Origin of the sequence: Mucilaginibacter segetis (assembly GCF_016522075.1) — a bacterium.
In the GTDB taxonomy this organism is placed as follows: domain Bacteria; phylum Bacteroidota; class Bacteroidia; order Sphingobacteriales; family Sphingobacteriaceae; genus Mucilaginibacter; species Mucilaginibacter segetis.
Genome location: NZ_JAEHFW010000001.1, coordinates 268,553 through 290,148, shown reverse-complemented (window position 1 = coordinate 290,148; position 21,596 = coordinate 268,553). Strand labels below are relative to the sequence as shown.

Annotated in this window: 18 protein-coding genes; 17 read left to right on the top strand and 1 reads right to left on the bottom strand. The window is 41.7% G+C overall.

Annotated elements, in window-relative coordinates; translation table 11 throughout:
* Positions 1–7: 7 nt before the first annotated feature.
* From I5M19_RS01405 to I5M19_RS01380, 6 genes are all read left to right on the top strand, one after another.
* Positions 8–1,639, top strand: coding sequence for a hypothetical protein (locus I5M19_RS01405; RefSeq protein ID WP_200063297.1), 1,632 nt, complete (start codon positions 8–10; stop codon positions 1,637–1,639).
* Positions 1,640–1,651: 12 nt separating this feature from the next.
* On the top strand, positions 1,652–1,999 hold the full coding sequence (gene secG / locus I5M19_RS01400) for a preprotein translocase subunit SecG (protein ID WP_200063295.1): 348 nt from the start codon (positions 1,652–1,654) through the stop codon (positions 1,997–1,999).
* A 239-nt stretch (positions 2,000–2,238) separates the two neighbouring features.
* A complete protein-coding gene (locus tag I5M19_RS01395) occupies positions 2,239–2,532 on the top strand; it encodes a co-chaperone GroES (protein ID WP_200063293.1) in 294 nt (97 codons plus the stop codon).
* 66 nt (positions 2,533–2,598) lie between these two features.
* On the top strand, positions 2,599–4,236 hold the full coding sequence (gene groL, locus I5M19_RS01390; protein WP_200063291.1) for a chaperonin GroEL: 1,638 nt from the start codon (positions 2,599–2,601) through the stop codon (positions 4,234–4,236).
* Positions 4,237–4,576: 340 nt separating this feature from the next.
* Positions 4,577–5,362, top strand: coding sequence for a mechanosensitive ion channel family protein (locus I5M19_RS01385; protein ID WP_200063289.1), 786 nt, complete (start codon positions 4,577–4,579; stop codon positions 5,360–5,362).
* Positions 5,363–5,487: 125 nt separating this feature from the next.
* Positions 5,488–6,918, top strand: coding sequence for an L-serine ammonia-lyase (locus I5M19_RS01380; RefSeq protein ID WP_200063287.1), 1,431 nt, complete (start codon positions 5,488–5,490; stop codon positions 6,916–6,918).
* Positions 6,919–7,492: 574 nt separating this feature from the next.
* Here I5M19_RS01380 and uvrA read toward each other — a convergent pair.
* Entirely contained in the window at positions 7,493–10,393 is a 2,901-nt protein-coding gene (gene uvrA, locus I5M19_RS01375; protein WP_200063285.1) for an excinuclease ABC subunit UvrA, read from the bottom strand.
* Between the two features lie 353 nt (positions 10,394–10,746).
* Here uvrA and I5M19_RS01370 point away from each other — a divergent pair, with 353 nt between their 5' ends.
* The 11 genes from I5M19_RS01370 (at position 10,747) to I5M19_RS01320 (ending at position 21,590) form a co-directional block, all read left to right on the top strand.
* Positions 10,747–11,331 carry an RNA polymerase sigma factor gene (locus I5M19_RS01370; protein ID WP_200063283.1) on the top strand — a complete coding sequence of 195 codons (585 nt, stop codon included), beginning with the start codon at positions 10,747–10,749 and terminating at the stop codon, positions 11,329–11,331.
* A 156-nt stretch (positions 11,332–11,487) separates the two neighbouring features.
* Positions 11,488–11,685 (top strand): hypothetical protein, encoded by a 198-nt coding sequence (locus tag I5M19_RS01365; RefSeq protein ID WP_200063281.1) that lies wholly within the window; start codon positions 11,488–11,490, stop codon positions 11,683–11,685.
* Between the two features lie 175 nt (positions 11,686–11,860).
* On the top strand, positions 11,861–12,622 hold the full coding sequence (nth, locus tag I5M19_RS01360; RefSeq protein WP_200063279.1) for an endonuclease III: 762 nt from the start codon (positions 11,861–11,863) through the stop codon (positions 12,620–12,622).
* Between the two features lie 117 nt (positions 12,623–12,739).
* Complete coding sequence (recA, locus tag I5M19_RS01355) at positions 12,740–13,747, top strand: recombinase RecA (RefSeq protein ID WP_200063277.1); 1,008 nt, start codon at positions 12,740–12,742, stop codon at positions 13,745–13,747.
* 263 nt (positions 13,748–14,010) lie between these two features.
* Positions 14,011–14,940, top strand: a complete 930-nt coding sequence (locus I5M19_RS01350; protein WP_200063275.1) for an outer membrane protein assembly factor BamD — start codon at positions 14,011–14,013, stop codon at positions 14,938–14,940.
* Between the two features lie 19 nt (positions 14,941–14,959).
* Entirely contained in the window at positions 14,960–15,298 is a 339-nt protein-coding gene (locus tag I5M19_RS01345; RefSeq protein WP_200063273.1) for a DNA-directed RNA polymerase subunit omega, read from the top strand.
* Between the two features lie 95 nt (positions 15,299–15,393).
* The gene (coaBC, locus tag I5M19_RS01340) at positions 15,394–16,596 is read left to right on the top strand and encodes a bifunctional phosphopantothenoylcysteine decarboxylase/phosphopantothenate--cysteine ligase CoaBC (RefSeq protein ID WP_200063271.1); all 1,203 of its coding nucleotides are present in this window, start codon (positions 15,394–15,396) and stop codon (positions 16,594–16,596) included.
* Complete coding sequence (porD, locus tag I5M19_RS01335; protein ID WP_200063269.1) at positions 16,593–17,489, top strand: type IX secretion system protein PorD; 897 nt, start codon at positions 16,593–16,595, stop codon at positions 17,487–17,489. The genes coaBC and porD overlap by 4 nt, the downstream gene beginning before the upstream one ends.
* Before the next feature lie 76 nt (positions 17,490–17,565).
* Positions 17,566–19,272 (top strand): single-stranded-DNA-specific exonuclease RecJ, encoded by a 1,707-nt coding sequence (gene recJ / locus I5M19_RS01330; protein WP_200063267.1) that lies wholly within the window; start codon positions 17,566–17,568, stop codon positions 19,270–19,272.
* A gap of 47 nt (positions 19,273–19,319) precedes the next feature.
* Positions 19,320–20,060, top strand: a complete 741-nt coding sequence (lptB, locus tag I5M19_RS01325; protein WP_200063265.1) for an LPS export ABC transporter ATP-binding protein — start codon at positions 19,320–19,322, stop codon at positions 20,058–20,060.
* 9 nt (positions 20,061–20,069) lie between these two features.
* A complete protein-coding gene (locus I5M19_RS01320) occupies positions 20,070–21,590 on the top strand; it encodes a GH3 auxin-responsive promoter family protein (protein WP_200063262.1) in 1,521 nt (506 codons plus the stop codon).
* Positions 21,591–21,596: the final 6 nt, after the last annotated feature.

Below are 21,596 nucleotides of genomic sequence, written 5' to 3'. Positions count from 1 at the left end.
TAACCAGGTGGATCAGTACATAGATAACAGACATAAAGAGATTTTTTTTAATTCACTGGCAAATCCGGTTGAGGCAGGTAGCTTGTACGCATCAAATATCGAAAGGCTCATCAACGATCATCCGCAAAGTGGTATTTTAAAGGCTTTGCTTGCACGTACCGGCGATAAAGAAAATATAAAAAAAGCTGCAGCTGCATTCAACCCTAAAGCACTGTATAAGTTAGTAAATGATCCGGATGGACTGCGACCTGTATTATCAAAAAAAATAGTGACTACAACTTCCGTTGCTTATGAGCCGGAAAACTACTTTAATATAGGTGTAGTTAATGAGGATGATGATACGGCAATAACTGAAACACAAAGCAGCGAGGATAAGCAAGCCCCCGCAGTTGTAGAAGGTATTACAACTGCTGAAAGCGTAAATCTGACGGACGAAACTGTTATTGAATTACCTGAGCAGGCATTTTCCACTGTATCCGAACCTGCCGGAAACGTTAATGGCTCAGAAACAGAAACACCTGAAGAGGAAGAATCTGCTGACGAGCTTAATACAGATGAGGTTACTTTAAATAATGAACAGTCAACGGAAATTACCGATGACAAAACAACCGGTACGGAAAGCCCTGCGGAAATGACTTCTCCCGTTCAGGAGCTGGAAGCCTTTAACCGGGAAACTGCTATTGAAATAAATACGCCCGCGGCGGAAGCTGATCAAAAAACGATATCATCCTATGCCGGATACCGGCCAGACTTTAACCGCAAAGAAGATGAAAAAGAATATTTCAGGCAAGATATCGAAGATGATATTTATGACGAGATTGTAAGCATTGATGACATTGGCTTTGAAGCGTTAAAAAACACCTCCGCTGAAGAAATAGATAACGCTTCATCTGCAAATAACGAAAACGATCAACCTGAAGAAACCGCAGATCAAACAACTTCCGGATTAAACATCGACGACGACCAGCAATTACTGGCCAATGTAGCCGCTACCGATTATTTTTTATTTGATAAAAAGCTTAATGAGCTGCGTGAAACGGACACTCCGCCTGTTGCAGAAGCCGCTCCTGAACATAAGCTGACCGAACCATTACACGAAGACAGCATTCAACCTACTACAGAGAGCCGGGATATTGCCCGGTATGATGATGATAAAATGCCTTATACCTTTTTGTGGTGGCTTAGTAAAACCCGTAAAGAACATGCAGGCGCTTATCAGCCATATGCAAAGGCCGGTTCTATACAACTGAACAAGCAAAAAAAGAGCATCCCCAACGAGCTACAGCAACAATATTACGAGAACATATTTAGCCATACCTCTATTACAGGGATAGATCCGGATGCGCAAAAGGTAGAGTTTGACCACAATAAAAAAGAGGATATTATTATTGAAAGGTTCATACATACCGAACCCCAGATAAAACCTTTAGCTGCCGATAAATTAGATAATGAGAACAAAGCTAAAAAAAGCGCCGAAGACCAGGATGCCCTGGTAACTGAAACCCTCGCCCGTATTTATACCGACCAGATGCTGTATCACAAAGCGATAGCTACCTATAAAAAATTGATGTTGAAATTTCCGGAAAAAAAGCTTTACTTTGCAGCCCAGATTGAACAATTAGAAAAAAGAAACAATTAATATAATAATAAAATGTACATAGTTTTAATAATCATCACCATTATCGCTTGCGTACTTTTAGGCGCTATAGTGCTGATACAGAACCCAAAAGGTGGCGGTTTAACCTCCAATTTTTCAAGCTCATCTCAATTAATGGGTGTGCAAAAAACAGGCGATTTTTTAGAAAAAGGCACCTGGGTATTAGCCATTGGTATAATGGTTTTATCACTGATTATTAACGTAACTGTTAAAGGCGGATCGCAGAAAACCGGAGATCCTGCTTTAATGGAGCAAATTAAAAAAGCTTCAAAACCTTCGGCACCTGCTGCGGCACCGTTAACTATGCCGGCTGCACCCGCTGCGGATTCATCAAAAAAATAACGGCTAAAAGATATTCTAAAAAGGCTTTGAAATTTTTCAAAGCCTTTTTTTTTAACCTCTACTGACATCATGACACTAAAGGTTAAGCCTGATTTTACCTGCCTTTAACGTAAAATACTTAAATCTGACAATTAAACAGTAAACATGCCATCATTAATACAATTTGTCCATTTGGCATAATTGATGTTGCATTGCAAGCAGAAAACTAAAAATTATAAATTCAAAAAAATAGTATTACTATGTCGTTAAACATTAAGCCTCTTGCAGACAGAGTGGTGGTTGAAGCCGCCGCTGCTGAAACTAAAACCGCTTCCGGTATTTATATTCCTGAAACCGCTCAGGAAAAACCACAAAAAGGAACTATAAAGGCTGTTGGCCCGGGTAAGTATGCTGATATTTCAGGTGCCCTTATCCCTATGACCATTAAGGTTGGTGACTCCGTATTATATGGCAAATATGCCGGTACCGAAGTTGCTATTGACGGTAAAGAGTATTTGATAATGCGTGAATCTGATATTTACGCGGTACTGTAATTTCAATACACATCGTATTAAAACATTCCGATAGTTAAAACATTCAAACTTTAAAAAATTCAAAACATGTCAAAACAAGTTAAATATAATGTGGAAGCACGCGACGCTCTTAAGCGCGGTGTTGATATTTTAGCAAACGCAGTAAAAGTAACATTAGGTCCAAAAGGCCGTCACGTTATTATCGATAAAAAATTCGGTTCTCCAAGTATCACCAAAGATGGTGTTACCGTAGCAAAAGAGATCGAATTAAAGGATCCTATTGAAAACATGGGTGCCCAGATGGTTAAAGAAGTTGCTTCAAAAACTGCTGATATAGCAGGTGATGGAACAACAACTGCAACTGTATTAGCCCAGGCAATTGTAACTGCAGGTATTAAAAACGTAGCTGCAGGTGCTAACCCAATGGATCTGAAACGCGGTATTGATAAAGCAGTATCTGCTGTAGTTGAAAACCTGAGATCTCAAAAACAAGATGTTGGCGACGATTTCAGCAAGATCAAACAGGTAGCATCAATATCAGCTAATAACGACGAAATTATTGGCGAGATGATAGCTGACGCGATGAAAAAAGTTGGCACCTCAGGTGTTATAACTGTTGAAGAAGCTAAAGGAACTGAAACTGAGGTTAAAACTGTGGAAGGTATGCAGTTTGACCGTGGTTACCTTTCTCCTTACTTTGTTACCAATTCTGATAAAATGGAAGTAGAGTTGGAAGACCCTTACATCCTTATCTACGATAAAAAAATATCAGCAATGAAAGAATTGTTGCCGATATTGGAAAAACAAGTACAAACAGGCAAACCATTATTAATTATTGCTGAAGACCTTGACGGAGAAGCATTAGCTACATTAGTGGTTAACAAGATCCGTGGTTCACTAAAAGTAGCTGCTGTTAAAGCTCCTGGCTTTGGTGATCGTCGTAAAGCGATGTTAGAGGATATCGCTATCCTTACAGGTGGTACAGTTATATCTGAAGAAAGAGGTTATAAATTAGAAAGCGCTGATCTTAGCATGTTGGGTCAGGCCGAAAAGATCTCTATCGATAAAGATAACACTACTGTAGTAAACGGTAGCGGCGACGGCGAATTAATAAAAGCCAGAGTTAGCGAGATCAGAAGCCAGATAGAAACTACAACATCTGATTACGATAAAGAAAAATTACAGGAACGTTTAGCCAAATTATCAGGCGGTGTTGCTGTACTTTATATCGGTGCTGCATCTGAAGTGGAAATGAAAGAAAAGAAAGACCGTGTTGATGATGCTTTACACGCAACCCGCGCAGCGGTTGAAGAAGGTATTGTTGCCGGTGGTGGTGTTGCTTTCATCCGCGCAGTTGGTGCATTAGCTGACCTTAAAGGTGCTAACGAGGATGAGAACACTGGTATCCAGATCATCCGTCGTGCTATCGAAGAGCCTTTACGTCAGATTTGCGAAAACGCAGGTATCGAAGGTTCAATTGTAGTACAAAAAGTTAAAGAAGGTACTGCAGACTTTGGTTACAACGCACGTACTGATGTATATGAGAACCTGATCAGTGCAGGTGTTATCGATCCGACTAAGGTAGGTCGTGTAGCATTAGAGCATGCGGCATCAATTGCATCAATGCTGTTAACTACTGAGTGTGTACTTGCTGATGAGCCTGAAGAGGACAAAGGCGGTGCAGGCATGCCACCAATGGGTGGCGGCATGGGCGGCATGATGTAATATCAGGCCTCACACACAGTTTAATATAGCAAACCCCTGTCTGTTTTTGCAGACAGGGGTTTTGTGTTTACTGAGCATTTATCGGCTCTGAGAATGTTCTGTCCTTTATTATTTAGTGTTAATTACAAACTGTTTTATACGTAACTGCGTAATTTACTGCAACGGTATTACTAATAACTGCTGTTAGGCACAACATTTGAATTACCCGCCGCATGAAACAGATTGCAAACAAAAAGAAAAATTTACACAGGCATTTGGTAGAGTGGGTTTTATTTAAAGGACCTGAGTTGTTTGTAACATTGTATAGCTAATAAATATTACTTTTGGCTTCTGTAATATTATGAAGCTTCAAAAATTCTACGATCAGGCCTATATTTGGCTCACCAGCCGCGGACCGTATCTGGTCATCGGCGTTTTATTTTTCATTATCGGCATATGGCTTATTAGTTGGTTGCGTACCCGCATACAAGCACGCTTAGGCAAAAATGCAGTCCATTCCTCATTAAGGCCCTTTTTTCTTAGCCTGTCAGTTACCGGGCTCTACATCCTGCTTACGCTAACCGTATTAAACATAGTAGGCATAAGATTAACCTTTTTTACTACCATAATAGGCGCATTTACCGTTGCCGTAGGCTTTGCCCTGTCGGGTACTCTGCAAAATTTTGCAGGCGGGGTACTTATCCTTTTATTAAAACCCTTTGAAGTTGACGACAGCATTATTGCACAGGGGCAGGATGGTAAAGTAACAACCATACAAATGTTTTACACCGTATTGCTTACCTCTGATAATAAAACAGTGATAATACCAAATGGCAAGTTGTTTAACGAGGTGATAGTGAACGTTACCCGTGAGGGCAAACGCCGCCTTGATTTTGAACTGAAGTTAGGATATGTTGTAGATGTAGAACAAGTGAAACAGGTGATAATGGACGCCATTAAAGTTACCCCCAACATACTAAATGAACCCGCTACACGTGTAGGTATAATAGGCCTCGATCTGGATGGGATACGGTTTGCCGTTAACGTATGGGTTGCTCCCGCAAACTTTTTGGTGGCTAAAATAGCTTTGCAGGAAAAAATTGTAAATGAGCTGCGTTTGGCTGGTGTTAAACTCCCGGGGACGTGATTTGGGGAGTAGTATATGGGTTTTATAATTTCATTGTTGATAGAGACTTTATATATAATGGATAGCCGACCGGGCACTAATATCTCGCTCCGGCTCTAATATCCCGCTCCTCTTAACTAAAAAAAATGCAGCAGCGCGAGCAAATTTCTGTTTTCGATATATTTAAGATAGGCATCGGGCCGTCCAGTTCGCATACGCTGGGACCCTGGCGTGCCGCGCAGCAATTTGTGCAGTTTTTGCAACGGCGGGAGGCTTTGCAACTGGTTGTACAGGTAAAGGTGCTGCTTTACGGCTCACTGGCTAAAACAGGCAAGGGTCACGGTACAAATATAGCCATACTGCTTGGTCTTAGCGGCGATGATCCGGTCACTTTTGATGTGGATCGTATCGACTCCAAAATAAAAAACATCAGCGTTAGCCACAAGCTGCAAGTAAATGGGGAGCATGAAATAGATTTTAACCCGGCTGATGATATGCTCTTTCTTTTTACGGAGAGCCTGCCCTATCACCCTAACGCGGTAACTTTTCAGGCATTTTTAGATAATGGTAAGGCCATATCGGCAACTTATTACTCTATAGGAGGCGGCTTTGTGGTGCAGGATGATGACGAAACGGTACACCTTCCGGAGGTTGATCTGCCTTTCCCTATTGAAACCGCTAATGATCTGTTGCACTGGTGCCGTAAAACGGGGCTCAAGATATCCGAAGTGGTAATAGAGAATGAACTGGCCTGGCGCAGCGAAGAGGAAACCCATCAGGGGATGTTAAACATTTTTAACGTAATGACGGAGTGCATGTATCGCGGATGCCACACAACCGGCGTGCTACCGGGTGGTTTAAATGTAGCCCGCCGAGCCTCCGCACTCAATAAAAAGCTTATTGGCAACCTTACCTACACCAGCTACCCGGAGTGGGTGGAAGCTATAAGGCAAACCGGCCAAAGTTTTAAAAATATATTAGATTGGGTGAGTTGTTTTGCGCTGGCCGTAAACGAGGAGAACGCCTCATTTGGCAGGGTAGTTACGGCCCCTACCAACGGCGCCGCGGGCGTAATACCGGCAGTATTGCAATATTTTATTGTTTTTTGCGACGGATATAATGAGCAGCGGATCATGCAGTTTATGGCAACCGCATCAGAGATAGGAAGCATATTCAAAAAAGGCGCTACCATATCGGCAGCTATGGGTGGGTGCCAGGCCGAAATAGGCGTATCATCCGCTATGGCGGCGGCGGCGTTAACGGAATGTTTGGGCGGCAGTCAGCGGCAGGCGTTAATGGCTGCTGAAATTGCTATGGAACATCACCTGGGCATGACCTGCGACCCTATTGGCGGCTTAGTGCAGGTGCCATGCATAGAACGGAACACCATGGGTGCCATAAAGGCCATAACCGCTTCGCAATTGGCTTTGCAAAGCAACCCCGATAAAGCCAAAGTAAGCTTAGATAATGTAGTAAAAACTATGTGGCAAACCGCATTAGACATGAACTCCAAATACAAAGAAACTTCCGATGGCGGCCTGGCCATTAATATCCCGATCAGCTTGCCGGAGTGCTAAGGGGGTAGAGTTGAGAGTCTAATATTTCCTTTGTTGCAGACCTAGCTTTTAATTGCCAAGATTTTTCCGTATATTTACATTAACTAATAACACCGGATACTCCTTCGGTTTTGCAGCATTCACCCCACGCATCATACACTATCCTTTCTTTAAACATCAAAAAATCGTTCTTTTGTTTTGGCACACGGCTTGCTTAAAAGTAAACAATGCTCCTAAAAACTGCCTTTAAAGGCTGCAAACCGCATTTTTAATATAAAAGCTACGAAAAGAGCGGCAATAAAAGGTATAAGATTCAGTCGGGCAAAAAAAGCATTGCCTATCCACCCAAATTTTTTAAGACCTTTAAAAGCCATTTTACCTGTACACCATTAAATTTTAAGACGCATGCAAACCCCTATTGGCGGGACAATAATATCGCGAAAGGTTAAAATTGAAAGTAAAAAAAGCAACACTATAACTTTCTCCTCCTGTCATATTGAGCGATAGCGAAATATCTTATACACCCGGCTAATAAATTTCCCCACCCGTTAAGTATCACATGAAAAAACAATAACCCAATGACCTAATAATAATACTATTTTCCTAAAAACCTGTCCTGTAAAAACTTACCCGTGTAGTTATCCGGAACTTTTATAAGTTGTTCGGGCGTACCTTCAAATACCACCTTACCACCACGGTCGCCGCCTTCAGGGCCAATGTCAATTACCCAGTCGGCACATTTTATCACATCCATATTATGTTCAATAACAATAATGGTATTACCATGATCGAGCAGGGCATCGAATGATTTAAGCAACTTCTTAATATCCTCGAAATGCAAACCAGTGGTTGGCTCATCAAAAATAAACAGGGTTTTATGGGTGTTATTCCCCTTAACTAAAAACGAAGCCAGTTTAATACGCTGCGCCTCGCCACCCGATAGCGTATTTGACGATTGCCCTAAGTGTACATAACCCAAACCAACATCAACCAAAGGCTTAATTTTAGCAATTATTTTAGGTTCTTTTGCAAAAAACTCCAGGGCGTCATCAATGGTCATATCCAACACCTCGGCTACGCTTTTGTCCTGGTATTGTACATCTAAAACGTGTTGTTTAAAACGTTTACCGCCGCAGGCTTCACAGGTAAGGTAAATATCGGCCATAAACTGCATTTCAATTTTCACCTCGCCTTCGCCCTGGCAAACATCGCATCGGCCGCCCTCTACGTTAAAAGAAAAAGCTGATGGTTTAAGCCCCAGTGCTTTGGCTGCAGGCTGACCGGCAAACAGATTACGGATCTCGTCCCAGGCTTTTACATAGGTAACCGGGTTAGAGCGGGATGAACGGCCAATAGGGTTTTGGTCAACCAGTTCCACTTGTTCAATCTTGGCGTAATCGCCCTCAATACTATCAAATGCACCGCTTTGATCGCCCGAGTAATTACCCAGTGTTTTTTGCAATGCAGGTGCTAAAATTCTCTTTACCAAACTGGTTTTACCCGAACCTGAAACGCCCGTTACAACGGTGAGCACTCCTAACGGGAATTTGGTATTTACGTGCTTAAGGTTATTCTCGCGCGCACCTTTAATTTCAATAAAATCATTCCACTGGCGGCGGGTAGCAGGTATAGGGATGCTTTTGCGGCCGCTAAGATATTTACCGGTAAGGCTGTCATCATCAGTAATTATCTGCTCATAAGTACCTGTAAATATTAAATTACCACCATGCGTACCCGCTTCCGGGCCAATATCAATAATATGATCGGCAGCTTTCATTATTTCTTCCTCATGCTCCACTACCAATACGGTGTTACCTACATCTCGCAGGGAGCGCAGCACACCAATAAGCCGTTGCGTATCACGCGGATGCAAGCCTATGCTTGGTTCATCCAGTACATATACCGAGCCCACCAGGCTACTGCCCAAGGAAGTAGCCAGGTTTATACGCTGCGACTCGCCGCCCGACAAGGTGTTAGATAAACGGTTAAGCGTTAAATAGCTAAGCCCCACATCGTTTAAAAACCTCAGGCGATTAGTTATCTCCAGCAACAGGCGTTTACCCACCTTAACATCTGTCGGACTTAACTGCAGGCTGCTAAAAAAGTCAAAGGCTTTATCCAGTGGCATCAGCACAACATCGGTTATAGAGTGGCCATCTATTTTAACGTAGGACGCATCCTTACGTAAACGGCTCCCTTTACACTCGGGGCAGGTAGTTTTACCGCGATAACGGCTCAGCATTACCCGGTATTGTATTTTATAGGTTTGCTCTTCCAGTTCTTTAAAAAACTCGTCCAACCCTCTGAAATAGCTGTTACCCGTCCATAACAGTTGCTGTTGCCCGGGTGTAAGCTGGTTGTACTGGCGGTGTATCGGGAAATCGAACTTAAGCGAAGTTTTTATCAGCGTATCGTTCCATTCGCGCATTTTCTCACCGCGCCAGGGTGCAATGGCTCCCTCATAAATACTTTTACTTTTATCCGGGATAACCAGGTCCTCATCAATACCTATTATCTTACCGTAACCCTCGCAGCGTTTACAAGCGCCATAAGGATTATTAAAGCTGAAAAAATTAGGGGTGGGTTCTTCAAAGCGGATGCCATCCAGTTCAAACCGATCGCAGAAAAAGCGTTCTTCTTCGTCATACCTTACATAACAATCGCCCTTACCTTCAAAAAAAGCGGTTTGTATACTATCAGCCAAACGGCTAAGTGTTTCATCCTCTTCGTTCTTTGTGATACGGTCAATAACAATTTTCAGTAACGATTGCGGATCAATCTGCGCAGCATCGCTTTCGCTAACTGCGGTTTCAGCTTTTGCTTTTGTCTTTTTCCCCTTGGATGCGGGCTTAGCTTCAGCATCAGGCAGCATAGAGGCATTATCAATACTTTCATCCTCCAGCAAACTTTCAATACGCGATAGCTGACCTTTATATTCCACCCTTACAAAGCCCTTTTGCATTAATACGGCAAGCTCCTCTTTCAGGCTGCGGTTATTATGCGGATGCAAGGGGCAAAGTATGGTAACCTGCGTATCATCAGGTAAAGCCATTATAAAGTTGATAACATCGGTAACGGTATCCTTTTTTACTACCCCTCCGGATACAGGTGAAATAGTTTTGCCGATCCGGGAGAACAGTAGTTTAAGATAATCGTATATCTCGGTGGAAGTACCTACCGTTGACCGGGGGTTGCTGGTAATTACTTTTTGCTCGATAGCAATAGCCGGTGCAATACCTTTAATATAGTCCACGTCGGGTTTATTCATTCGCCCTAAAAACTGGCGGGCATAGGCAGAAAGGCTCTCTACATACCTGCGCTGACCTTCGGCATAAAGGGTATCAAACGCAAGTGATGATTTACCCGAGCCCGACATCCCGGTAACTACTACCAGTTTGTTTTTAGGAATGGCCACATCCATATTTTTAAGGTTGTGTACCCTTGCCCCTTTTATGATGATATGATGCTGCGGATCTTTTTCTGCTTCTGTGATCATGAAATGTTTTTAATAAAGATATGCTCCGCTATTAAACCTTTTAAAGCATTCAACAGTCTATAAGCTACGGAGTTTTTTAGAAACGCAAAAATCCTAAAATATTTAGCTTTATGCAAATGAGATTGCGAAATGTGACAGGAAGATAGCTAAATGTTAAAATAGTATGCTTAAACTTGCTTTACAGGAATTATGATGATTCCATGACACACCACTCCTTAAAAAATATTTGTTTTTATTTTCAAGTTCATTATATTTGGAAGTAATAATTCTTAAACCCTAAAAGAAAAAGCTATAGAATACAACTCTACTTTATAACGTAAAAAATATTAATTTAGTTTAAGTAGGAACTTTCTATGGATTTTCAATTGAAAAGTGATCAGGATCTAATCCATCAGTATATAGCCGGTAACGAAGCAGGCCTTGTAGAATTGATACGGCGATACCAATCAAAAATTTACACCTCTATTTATTTACTCGTTAAAGATGAAGCTTTAGCCGAGGATATTTTTCAGGATACCTTTATTAAGGTAATAAACACCCTAAAAGCAGGAAAATATAATGAGGAAGGAAAGTTTTTACCCTGGGTAACCAGAATTGGCCATAACCTGGTGATAGACCATTTCAGAAGGGAGAAACGTGCTCCTATGGTAAGCAATGGCGACGACTTTGATATTTTTGAAGTATTAGGAAGCTACGACCAAAGCGCGGAAGATAAACTGGTACGCGAACAAACCCATAAAGATCTGAAAACATTGATACAGCTACTGCCGTCTGAGCAAAAAGAGGTTTTAATAATGCGCCATTTTGCTGATATGAGCTTTAAGGAAATAGCTGATGTTACCGAGGTTAGTATAAACACCGCCTTAGGCCGTATGCGTTATGCACTTAACAACCTGCGTAAAATGATGCAGAATAAAGAAATGAGCCTGAAAAATTAAGATCGTTATATTGTTATTCCTTTTTTAATGCTGTTACAAAGGCTGTTTTTGGCTGTAAAATAATAAGTGAAAAAAAATTTCATTTAATTTTCATGTTGGCAAAATATTCCCATTAATCTGTCGTTTATTTTATAAATTAAAACAAAACAATAGCTTATGGGTGAAACCTTTACATCAATTTTTAATGCAGTCACTAACAAAGCGGGAGTGAAACAATCTGAGGTACATGAAAATCTGGAAGCAGATGATATGATTTTTTATCATTCTCTGCGTGTAGATTTGGATCTTCTTAAAAAGAAACCCAAACTGCAAACCATTCATTACATCCTTGATTATTCTAAAAGCTTGCGATAGCTGATGCAAAACTAACTGGTTCATGAATCAAACGGCCGAATGTAATGTCCGGAAGTTTGATTTATGAACCTTTCTATTTTAATATTCCCTTTATTTCTGTCAACATTCTTGTCCGTTTCCCAACAAATGGTGATTATTGTAAATAAAAACGGCCTTGTTGCCGAATTGAATTGTAATGCTTAAAGCCGAACGTTACCGTCATTTTGTAGAGTACTTTTCAAAAAATCAACCTAACCCTGTTACGGAGCTGCATTATAATAATCCATTCCAATTATTAGTGGCAGTAATACTATCAGCCCAATGCACCGATAAGCGCATAAACCAGGTAACCCCGGCCCTGTTCGAACGCTTTCCGGACGTGGCGTCATTGGCAGCATCCAACGCAGAAGAAATATTCCCTTATATACGCAGTGTAAGTTATCCTAACAATAAAGCAAAGCATCTTGCAGGTATGGGTAAAATGCTGATGGATATTTTTAACGGAGAGGTGCCATCAAAAATTGAAGAACTGCAAAAACTACCCGGTGTGGGCCGTAAAACTGCTAATGTAATAGCTTCGGTAGTGTTTGATGCTCCGGCCATTGCTGTTGATACCCACGTATTCAGGGTGGCTAACAGGATAGGCCTAACCACAAGGGCACGTACCCCGCTTGCCGTAGAAAAGCAATTAACAGAATACCTGCCCCAAAATACGCTGGGCGTGGCACACCATTGGCTGATATTGCATGGGCGCTATATTTGCGTAGCACGCAGTCCGAAATGCGAAATTTGCCCTCTTACCTGGTTTTGTAAATATTATCAGCAACATAACACGGAGACCGCATTGCAAAAAGCCGAAGCTTTAAAGATCCGTAAGACAAAAGATGCCAAAAAGAAAAAAATGCTAAATACCATTAGTAAAGAACTGGCCAGAAGAAGTGTTGATAAAGATATTTGATTACTGCTTACCAGATAGGTAAGTTTACAAATAAGGCCAACTATCAAATAAATAAAATACTAAAATTATTAGCAATTAAATAAAACATTATTTATATTTGTTCCACAAAACATTAAGATGAGCAATACAGAAAAACTAAAGGCATTACAGCTTACATTGGACAAGCTGGAAAAATCATACGGAAAAGGTACCATCATGAAACTGGGCGACAATGTGGTGGAAGCCACAGAGTCAATATCAACCGGTTCGTTGGGCTTAGATATTGCGTTAGGTATTGGTGGTTTACCAAAGGGCCGTGTAGTTGAAATATACGGACCCGAATCTTCAGGTAAAACAACCCTGGCTATACATGCCATTGCCGAATGTCAGAAAAAAGGTGGTATTGCTGCATTTATTGATGCAGAGCACGCTTTCGACAGATTTTATGCTAAAAAACTGGGAGTTGATGTAGAGAACCTGCTGATATCGCAACCGGATAATGGAGAACAGGCACTTGAAATTGCTGATAACCTGATCCGTTCAGGTGCAATTGATATCCTGGTTATTGACTCCGTTGCTGCTTTAGTACCAAAGGCTGAAATTGAAGGCGAAATGGGCGACTCTAAAATGGGTTTACAAGCCCGCCTCATGTCGCAGGCTTTACGTAAGCTAACCGGAACCATCAGCAAAACCGGATGCTGCTGTATATTTATTAATCAATTGCGCGATAAAATAGGTGTTATGTTTGGCAACCCTGAAACCACTACAGGTGGTAACGCGCTTAAGTTTTATGCATCAGTACGTTTAGATGTGCGCCGCATATCACAAATTAAAGATACCGATGAAGTGTCTGGTAATCGTGTAAAGGTTAAAATTGTTAAAAACAAAGTTGCACCTCCATTCCGCATAGCTGAGTTTGATATCATGTTTGGTGAAGGTATATCAAAAGCAGGTGAAATTATTGATCTGGGAGTTGAATACAATATCATTAAAAAAGCAGGCTCATGGTTCAGCTATGGCGAAACCCGTTTAGGACAGGGACGTGATGCCGTAAAACAATTGATACTTGATAATCCTGAAATGGCAGAAGAATTGGAGGGTAAAATTAAAGGAACTGTTACAGGCGAACACTTAGCCGAGGCGTAACCAATCTCTTCCTCATTTTATTTCCGTAAGGAGTAAAAATGTCTATATTGTACGATACAACAAAGTCCGTCTTTGTTGTATCGTACTTGTTTTATGGAACCATTGAATTTATCTGAAAAGCTGAAGGATAGCCCTGTTATTGCAGCGTGTTGTTAAAAGATGTTAAATAGTTATTTTTTATACATAAGTAGCACAGTAGCCGTTATATATTCGCTGAGAAATAAATAATTGACTGATTTATAATATTCACCTATCTTTGCAAAATGTTTAAAAAACAACGATCTATTTTTACAGGCGTAATGCTACTATTAGTTATTGCGCTTGGCAGTTGTAAAAGCAAGTACGAAAAATTAAGAGCAAGTAACGATAACGCTAAAAAATACCAGGAAGCTATAAAATATTATAACAAAAAGGATTACAATAAAGCCTTAGGTTTATTTGAAAATTTAGTTACCGTGTACCGGGGACGGGCAGGGTACGAAGACCTTTATTATTATTACGCTTATACAAATTACAAACTAAAGGATTATACTTCGGCAAGGTATCATTTTAAAACCTTTGCTGATACTTATCCGTCGAGCCCCCGGGCCGAAGAATGCCGCTTTATAGCTGCCTATTGTTATTATCTGGATTCGCCAATATATTCTCTTGATCAGGAAAATACCCTCAAGGCGATCGAATCCTTACAATTATTTATTAACCTGTACCCCAAAAGCGACCGTGTAACAGAAGCCAGCAAACTGATACAGGATCTGCGGGATAAGCTGGAAAAGAAAGCATTTGAAAATTCAAAGTTATACCTTACCATCGGCGATTACCAGGCAGCGGTAATTTCATTTGGCAATACTTTACGTGATTATCCGGACACCAAGTATGCCGAAGAACTGGAATATCTAACTATCGAGGCTCAGTATGATTACGCGCATCAAAGCCGTGCAGATAAACAGGAAGAAAGGTATGAGCAAACTATCAGTTATGCTGATCAGTTTATTGAAAAGTATCCGCAAAGCAAGCATATAAAAGATGCGGAAGATTATAAAAAAGATAGTTTGGATGGAATTGAAAAAACTAAAAAGCTGTTAGCACAAGCTTTGCAGGATTCAAAACTGGCACAAAAACTGGCAGCGCAGGATACTGTACATACACAGCCCCCGTCTGAAAAAAACAATAACAATCAAAAAATACCAAATTAATAGTATATTAAATAAAGATATGAACGCAAACAACACAAATAAGCCTGCTGCAGCTCCGGCAAACAGCACAATAACACGCGATTTGCGCGATTTGGACAAAAAAACCGACAACATTTATGAGTCGTTGGTAATTATGTCAAAAAGAGCTAACCAGATATCAAATAACGTAAAGGAGGAATTGCATCAAAAACTTTCTGAATTTGCTTCAGCTAATGATAACCTGGAAGAGATCTTTGAGAATCGTGAGCAGATCGAAATTTCTAAACACTACGAAAGAATGCCTAAACCTACATTAGTGGCGGTTCAGGAATTTTTAGAAGATAAAATTTACTACCGTAATCCAACAAAAGAAGCATAAGCTTTTTTGTTGCACGGCGTTTAAAGTCAAAATTCAAAAGGTTTGGGTATCCCTGTTTTTTTGAATTTTGACTTTTTATTTTATACTTTAATACCATGCTCGAGGGTAAAAAAATAGTTTTAGGTATTTGCGGAAGTATAGCGGCTTATAAAGCCGCCGCCCTGATACGGTTATTAGTTAAGGCCGGTGCAGATGTGCAGGTAGTAATGACGCCTGATGCCACTAACTTTATTACGCCCTTAACATTAGCTACCCTCTCCAAAAAACCTGTGTATGTTGATTATTTTACAGCCGATACCGGCGAATGGAATAATCATGTGGAATTAGGTTTATGGGCCGATGCTTTAATTATTGCCCCTGCCAGTGCCAACACGATCGCAAAAATGGCCACCGGCTTATGTGATAATCTGCTGATGGCGGTTTACCTCTCTGCCAGGTGCCCGGTGTATTTTGCCCCTGCAATGGATCTGGATATGTGGAAACATTCCGCAACTCAACAAAACATCAATAAACTGCAAAGCTTTGGTAACATACTTATCCCACCGGGCAGCGGCGAACTTGCAAGTGGCTTATATGGCGAAGGCCGCATGGCGGAACCTCAGGAAATAATTGACTTTTTACTGGCGAAGCTTAAAAAAAAACTTCCGTTAGCAGATAAATCTGTACTGGTTACCGCGGGGCCTACTTATGAGGCTATTGACCCGGTTAGGTTTATCGGCAACCACTCCTCCGGTAAAATGGGTTTTGCCATAGCCGATAAATTTGCCGCAATGGGCGCGAACGTTACGCTTATTGCCGGGCCAACAGCACAAGTAAGTAAATACCAAAATATAAAACGTATTGATGTAACCAGCGCGGCCCAGATGCTGCAGCAATGCCTGCTTTATTTTAAGGCTGCTGATGCCTGTGTAATGTGCGCTGCCGTAGCCGATTACACACCGGCAAACGTAGCCACGCAAAAAATAAAAAAACAGCAGGGCGATATAAATATTGAACTGAAGAAAACCACCGATATATTAAAAACTCTTGGTGAACAAAAAACCAACGGACAAATATTAGTTGGATTTGCGTTGGAAACTAATAATGAGGAAGCCCACGCTATAGAAAAGCTAAAGAATAAAAATCTTGACCTTATTGTTTTAAATTCGCTGAATGATAGCGGTGCCGGTTTTAAAACTGATACCAATAAGGTTACCATTATTGACCGCGACCTGAAAAAAACGGCTTTTACGCTTAAAAGTAAAACCGAAGTAGCCAGCGATATTTGCCTTAAAGTTACCGAACTAATAAATAAATGAAACGATATTTAACCCTTGCACTTTTAATACTGAGCTGTTGCACCGCAAACGCGCAGGATTTGAATGCACGGGTAAAAGTGGTAGCGCCAAAGGTACAGGTTACCAACCGACGCATTTTCCAGACGTTGGAAACCGCCATGAAAGATTTTTTGAATGGCCGTAAATGGAGCTCGGATGCTATTTTACCCCAGGAGAGAATTGACTGTAATTTTGTATTAAACATCACCAACTGGGATGGCAGCAGCAACTTTAGCGGTGAATTACAGGTACAATCATCAAGGCCGGTTTACAATTCCACCTATACTACCACCCTGCTTAATATAAACGATAAGGACGTTGATTTCACCTACAACGAAGGGCAAACCATTGATTTCAGCGATCAGAATTTTCAGGGAAATCTCAGTTCCATTATGGCTTTTTATGCCTATATTATTGTGGGTATGGATTACGATTCGTTTTCACGATACGGCGGTTCGCAGTATTTTCTGAATGCGCAAAGTGTGGCCATCAACGCACAAACCTCATCATTTAAAGGCTGGAAAGCTTTTGACAGCAACCTTAACAGGTACTGGCTGTCGGAGAACCTGAACAATAAACTCTATCTGAATTTACGCGGTTTTATTTACGACTATCACCGCAACGGTTTAGATATTATGGCTGAAAACGCCGTTAAAGGGCGCAAGGTTATTGCCGATTTATTACCAACCCTGGCACAGGTGGACAGAAAACGACTGGGTTCCTATTTCCCGCTGGCTTTTTTTACCGCTAAGGATGATGAACTGGTATCTATTTTCAGCGGAGCAAGTTCACGTGATAAACTGCAGGCCATGAATATATTACTACAGGCCGACCCATCAAACGGGAATAAATACCAGCTGCTTAAGGGGAATTAATTAACGGGAATCGGAGTAAAGTACTCCCTCAGCTTACCTTAAATTATTATCTTTACTGTTTTAACCAATTATACTAATGAGCAAACGGTGGGTGTTAAAAGATGCGGCAGATGGTGTTCTGATACAACAATTATCTGCAGAGCTTAACATTGATCCGGTTTTATCAAAAATGCTCGTTCAGCGGGGCATTACCTGTTTTGATGATGCAAGGTACTTTTTCCGCCCGCGGGCACTTCATCTGCACGATCCCTTTTTAATGCAGGACATGGAGAAGGCCGTTCTTCGAATTGAAGAAGCCATCGCCAGAAACGAAAAGATACTTATTTACGGCGATTACGATGTAGATGGCACTACCGCGGTAGCCCTGGTGTACAGTTTTTTTAAGAAACATCACGCCAATATGGAGTATTACATACCCGATCGTTACAAAGAAGGGTACGGTATCTCCACAACCGGTATCGATTATGCCGCGGCCAATGGTTTTTCGCTTATCATCGCTTTAGATTGCGGCATAAAATCGGTTGATAAAATAGCTTATGCCAATACCCTGGGTGTTGATTTTATTATCTGCGACCACCACCTTCCGGGCGATGAATTACCTGCTGCGGTAGCTATACTTGACCCCAAACGCAGCGATTGTAGCTATCCTTACAAAGAACTTTCCGGATGTGGCATTGGTTTAAAACTGGTGCATGCTTATACCGAAAAAAATAATCTTCCGTTTGAGGAAGTAAGCAACTATTTTGATCTGGCAGCCGTAAGCATAGCCTGCGATATTGTACACATCACAGGCGAAAACCGGGTTATAGCACATCTGGGTCTGCAAAAAATAAATACAGACCCTTGCATCGGCATAAAAATGCTGATGGAGGTTGCCGGTCGTAAAGGGGAATATACCATATCTGATGTGGTATTTTTGCTCGGCCCGCGTATTAATGCTGCCGGCCGGATACATGATGCAAAAAATGCCGTAGAGTTGTTGATAGCCTGTCATGAAGATGATGCAAGGGCCAAGGGCGATCTGATTAACCTGCAGAATACTGAGCGGAAGGGTCATGATCAGCAAATCACCGAAGAGGCCCTGGGAATGATTGAACGCGACGAAGCGCTCATTAACCGCAAGTCGACCGTGGTATTTAATCAAAACTGGCACAAGGGAGTTATTGGTATAGTGGCGTCGCGGCTTACCGAAAAATATTACCGGCCAACAGTAGTACTAACCCGGTCTAACGGGCATGTGGCAGGTTCGGCACGCTCCGTTCTGGGTTACGACCTGTACGAGGCTTTGTGTGGCTGCAGCGATCTGCTGTTGCAATTCGGCGGGCATAAATACGCTGCGGGTTTAACTATGGCTCCCGAAAATGTAGACGCTTTTACACAACGGTTTGAGGAGGTAGTAAGCACCAGCATTACCGAGGAGCAATTGATACAGCAAATACTTATTGATACCGAAGTTGAACTAAAAGATATTGAATCGAAGTTTTTCAGAATATTACGACAGTTTGCGCCCTTCGGGCCGGAGAACATGGCCCCCGTTTTCCTTACAAAAAATGTGTATGTTAGTGGTAGCGCAGCACTGGTGGGCAGCAGTCATCTAAAAATGAGTGTGATGCAGCCCGGATCGGCGGCATTTAGCTGTATCGCGTTTAACCAGGCCGAATATTTGCCTTACCTTAAAAGCGGCGTGCCGTTTGATATCTGTTATACTATTGAAGAAAATATTTGGCGCGAAACACGTACGGTGCAATTAAACATTAAAGGAATAAACCTGAGTGAAAATTAAAGGTGAATAAAAATTTGAAGGCAATTTCAACTTTTGAATAAACATAAATGATCTTAAAAGCAGATAATTTAGTAAAGAAATACAAACAGCGTACCGTTGTTAACGATGTATCGTTCAATGTTTCGCAAGGGGAGATAGTGGGTTTATTAGGGCCAAACGGTGCAGGCAAAACCACCTCGTTCTACATGATAGTAGGTTTGATAAAGCCAAACGAAGGGAAGATATTTTTGGATGATGAAGATATAACCGGTAACCCCATGTACCGCAGGGCGCAAAAAGGAATAGGTTACCTGGCGCAGGAAGCTTCGGTTTTTCGCAAGCTTTCCGTGGAGGATAATATAAAAGCCGTGCTGGAAATGGGCCAGATGAGCAGGGATGAACAACGCAGTAAACTGGAAGAACTGATAGATGAATTTAGTTTACATAAAGTGCGTAAAAACCGGGGGGACCTGTTATCGGGTGGTGAACGCCGGCGTACCGAAATTGCAAGGGCACTTGCCGCCCAACCTAATTTTATATTGCTTGATGAGCCTTTTGCCGGGGTTGATCCTATTGCCGTAGAAGAGATACAAGCTATGGTGGCTAAACTAAAGCACCGCAATATTGGTATATTAATAACCGACCATAATGTGCAGGAAACCTTATCAATTACAGACAGGGCTTACCTATTATTTGAAGGGAAGATATTAGAATCGGGCGTACCGGAAATACTCGCCGAAAATGAAATGGTACGAAAGGTTTACCTGGGTGCCAACTTTGTGTTAAAAAGAAAGACATTTGCACAATAAACACCAGTTATGACCTTATTTAACTCTGTATTTACCTGGTTTATGAAAAAGCGTATCCACCAGATAGAGCTTTTTATGAAATACCCTAACGAGGTACAGGAAGAATGGTTTGAGCAATTAATTGCCGGAGCCGAAAACACAGAGTGGGGCAAAAAACATCATTATAAAAGCATCGAGAACTTAGGGCAGTTTAAGGAGCGTTTACCTATCCAAAATTACGATACGCTAAAACCTTACATCGAGCGTATGCTTAAGGGCGAACAAAATGTACTTTGGCCGTCAGAGATTCGCTGGTTCGCTAAATCATCCGGCACCACTAACGACCGCAGCAAATTTATACCGGTAAGTGAGGAATCATTAGAGGAATGCCACTTTAAGGGTGGTAAGGATATGCTTACCCTTTACTTTAACAACCGACCAAACGCGCGAATTTTTACGGGTAAAAGTTTAACCCTGGGTGGCAGCCATCAGGTGGGACAGTTAAACGCCGACACTTTTTTTGGCGATCTATCCGCGGTTATCATGAAAAACCTGCCGCTTTGGGCCGAGTTTTACCGCACCCCTCATCTGGACATAGCCCTGCTGGAGAATTTTGAAGAGAAAATAGAAAAGATGGCGTATGCCACCAAGGATGTAAATGTGACCAGTATAAGCGGTGTGCCTACCTGGAATATCCTGCTGTTTAAACGCATATTGGAAATTACCGGCAAAAAAAACCTGCTGGAGGTATGGCCCAACCTGGAGCTTTATTTTCATGGGGCGGTTAACTTTACACCTTACCGCGAGCAGTTTAAAATGCTGATCCCCGATGATAACATGTACTACCTGGAAACTTACAACGCTTCTGAAGGTTTTTTTGGTTTACAGGATCTTGAAGAGCCCGGCGAGTTGTTGCTGATGCTTGACTATGGTATATTCTACGAGTTTTTACCTTTAGAAAATCTTAATCAGGATAATCCAAAAACACTTACGCTTGATGAGGTAGAACTGCATAAAAATTACGCGCTTATTATTAGCACCAATGCCGGTTTATGGCGCTATATGATAGGTGATACCGTGCGGTTTAGTTCCTTAGCTCCCTACCGTATACAAATAACCGGGCGTACCAAACATTATATTAATGCCTTTGGCGAAGAACTGATAATTGATAATGCGGAACGTGCCCTGGCCGAAGCCTGTTCGCAAACCGGCGCTATTATTCGGGACTATACTGCCGCACCTGTTTACTTTAACGGGGATGAATGCGGGGCACATGAATGGCTGATAGAGTTTGAAAAGAAACCCGCTGAATTTGACCGTTTTGTTGACCTGCTTGATGAAACCCTGCGCCGCATCAACTCCGACTATGATGCCAAACGTTTTAAAGACATGGCACTGCGCCGCCCGCTTGTGCGCAAAGTTGAGCCGGGTACTTTTTTCAACTGGATGAAAGAGAAGGGCAAATTAGGGGGGCAACACAAAGTACCCCGATTGGCTAATAACCGCGAATACATAGACAGCATTTTAAAAATGCTGGAAGTGGTTGGATAAAAACCG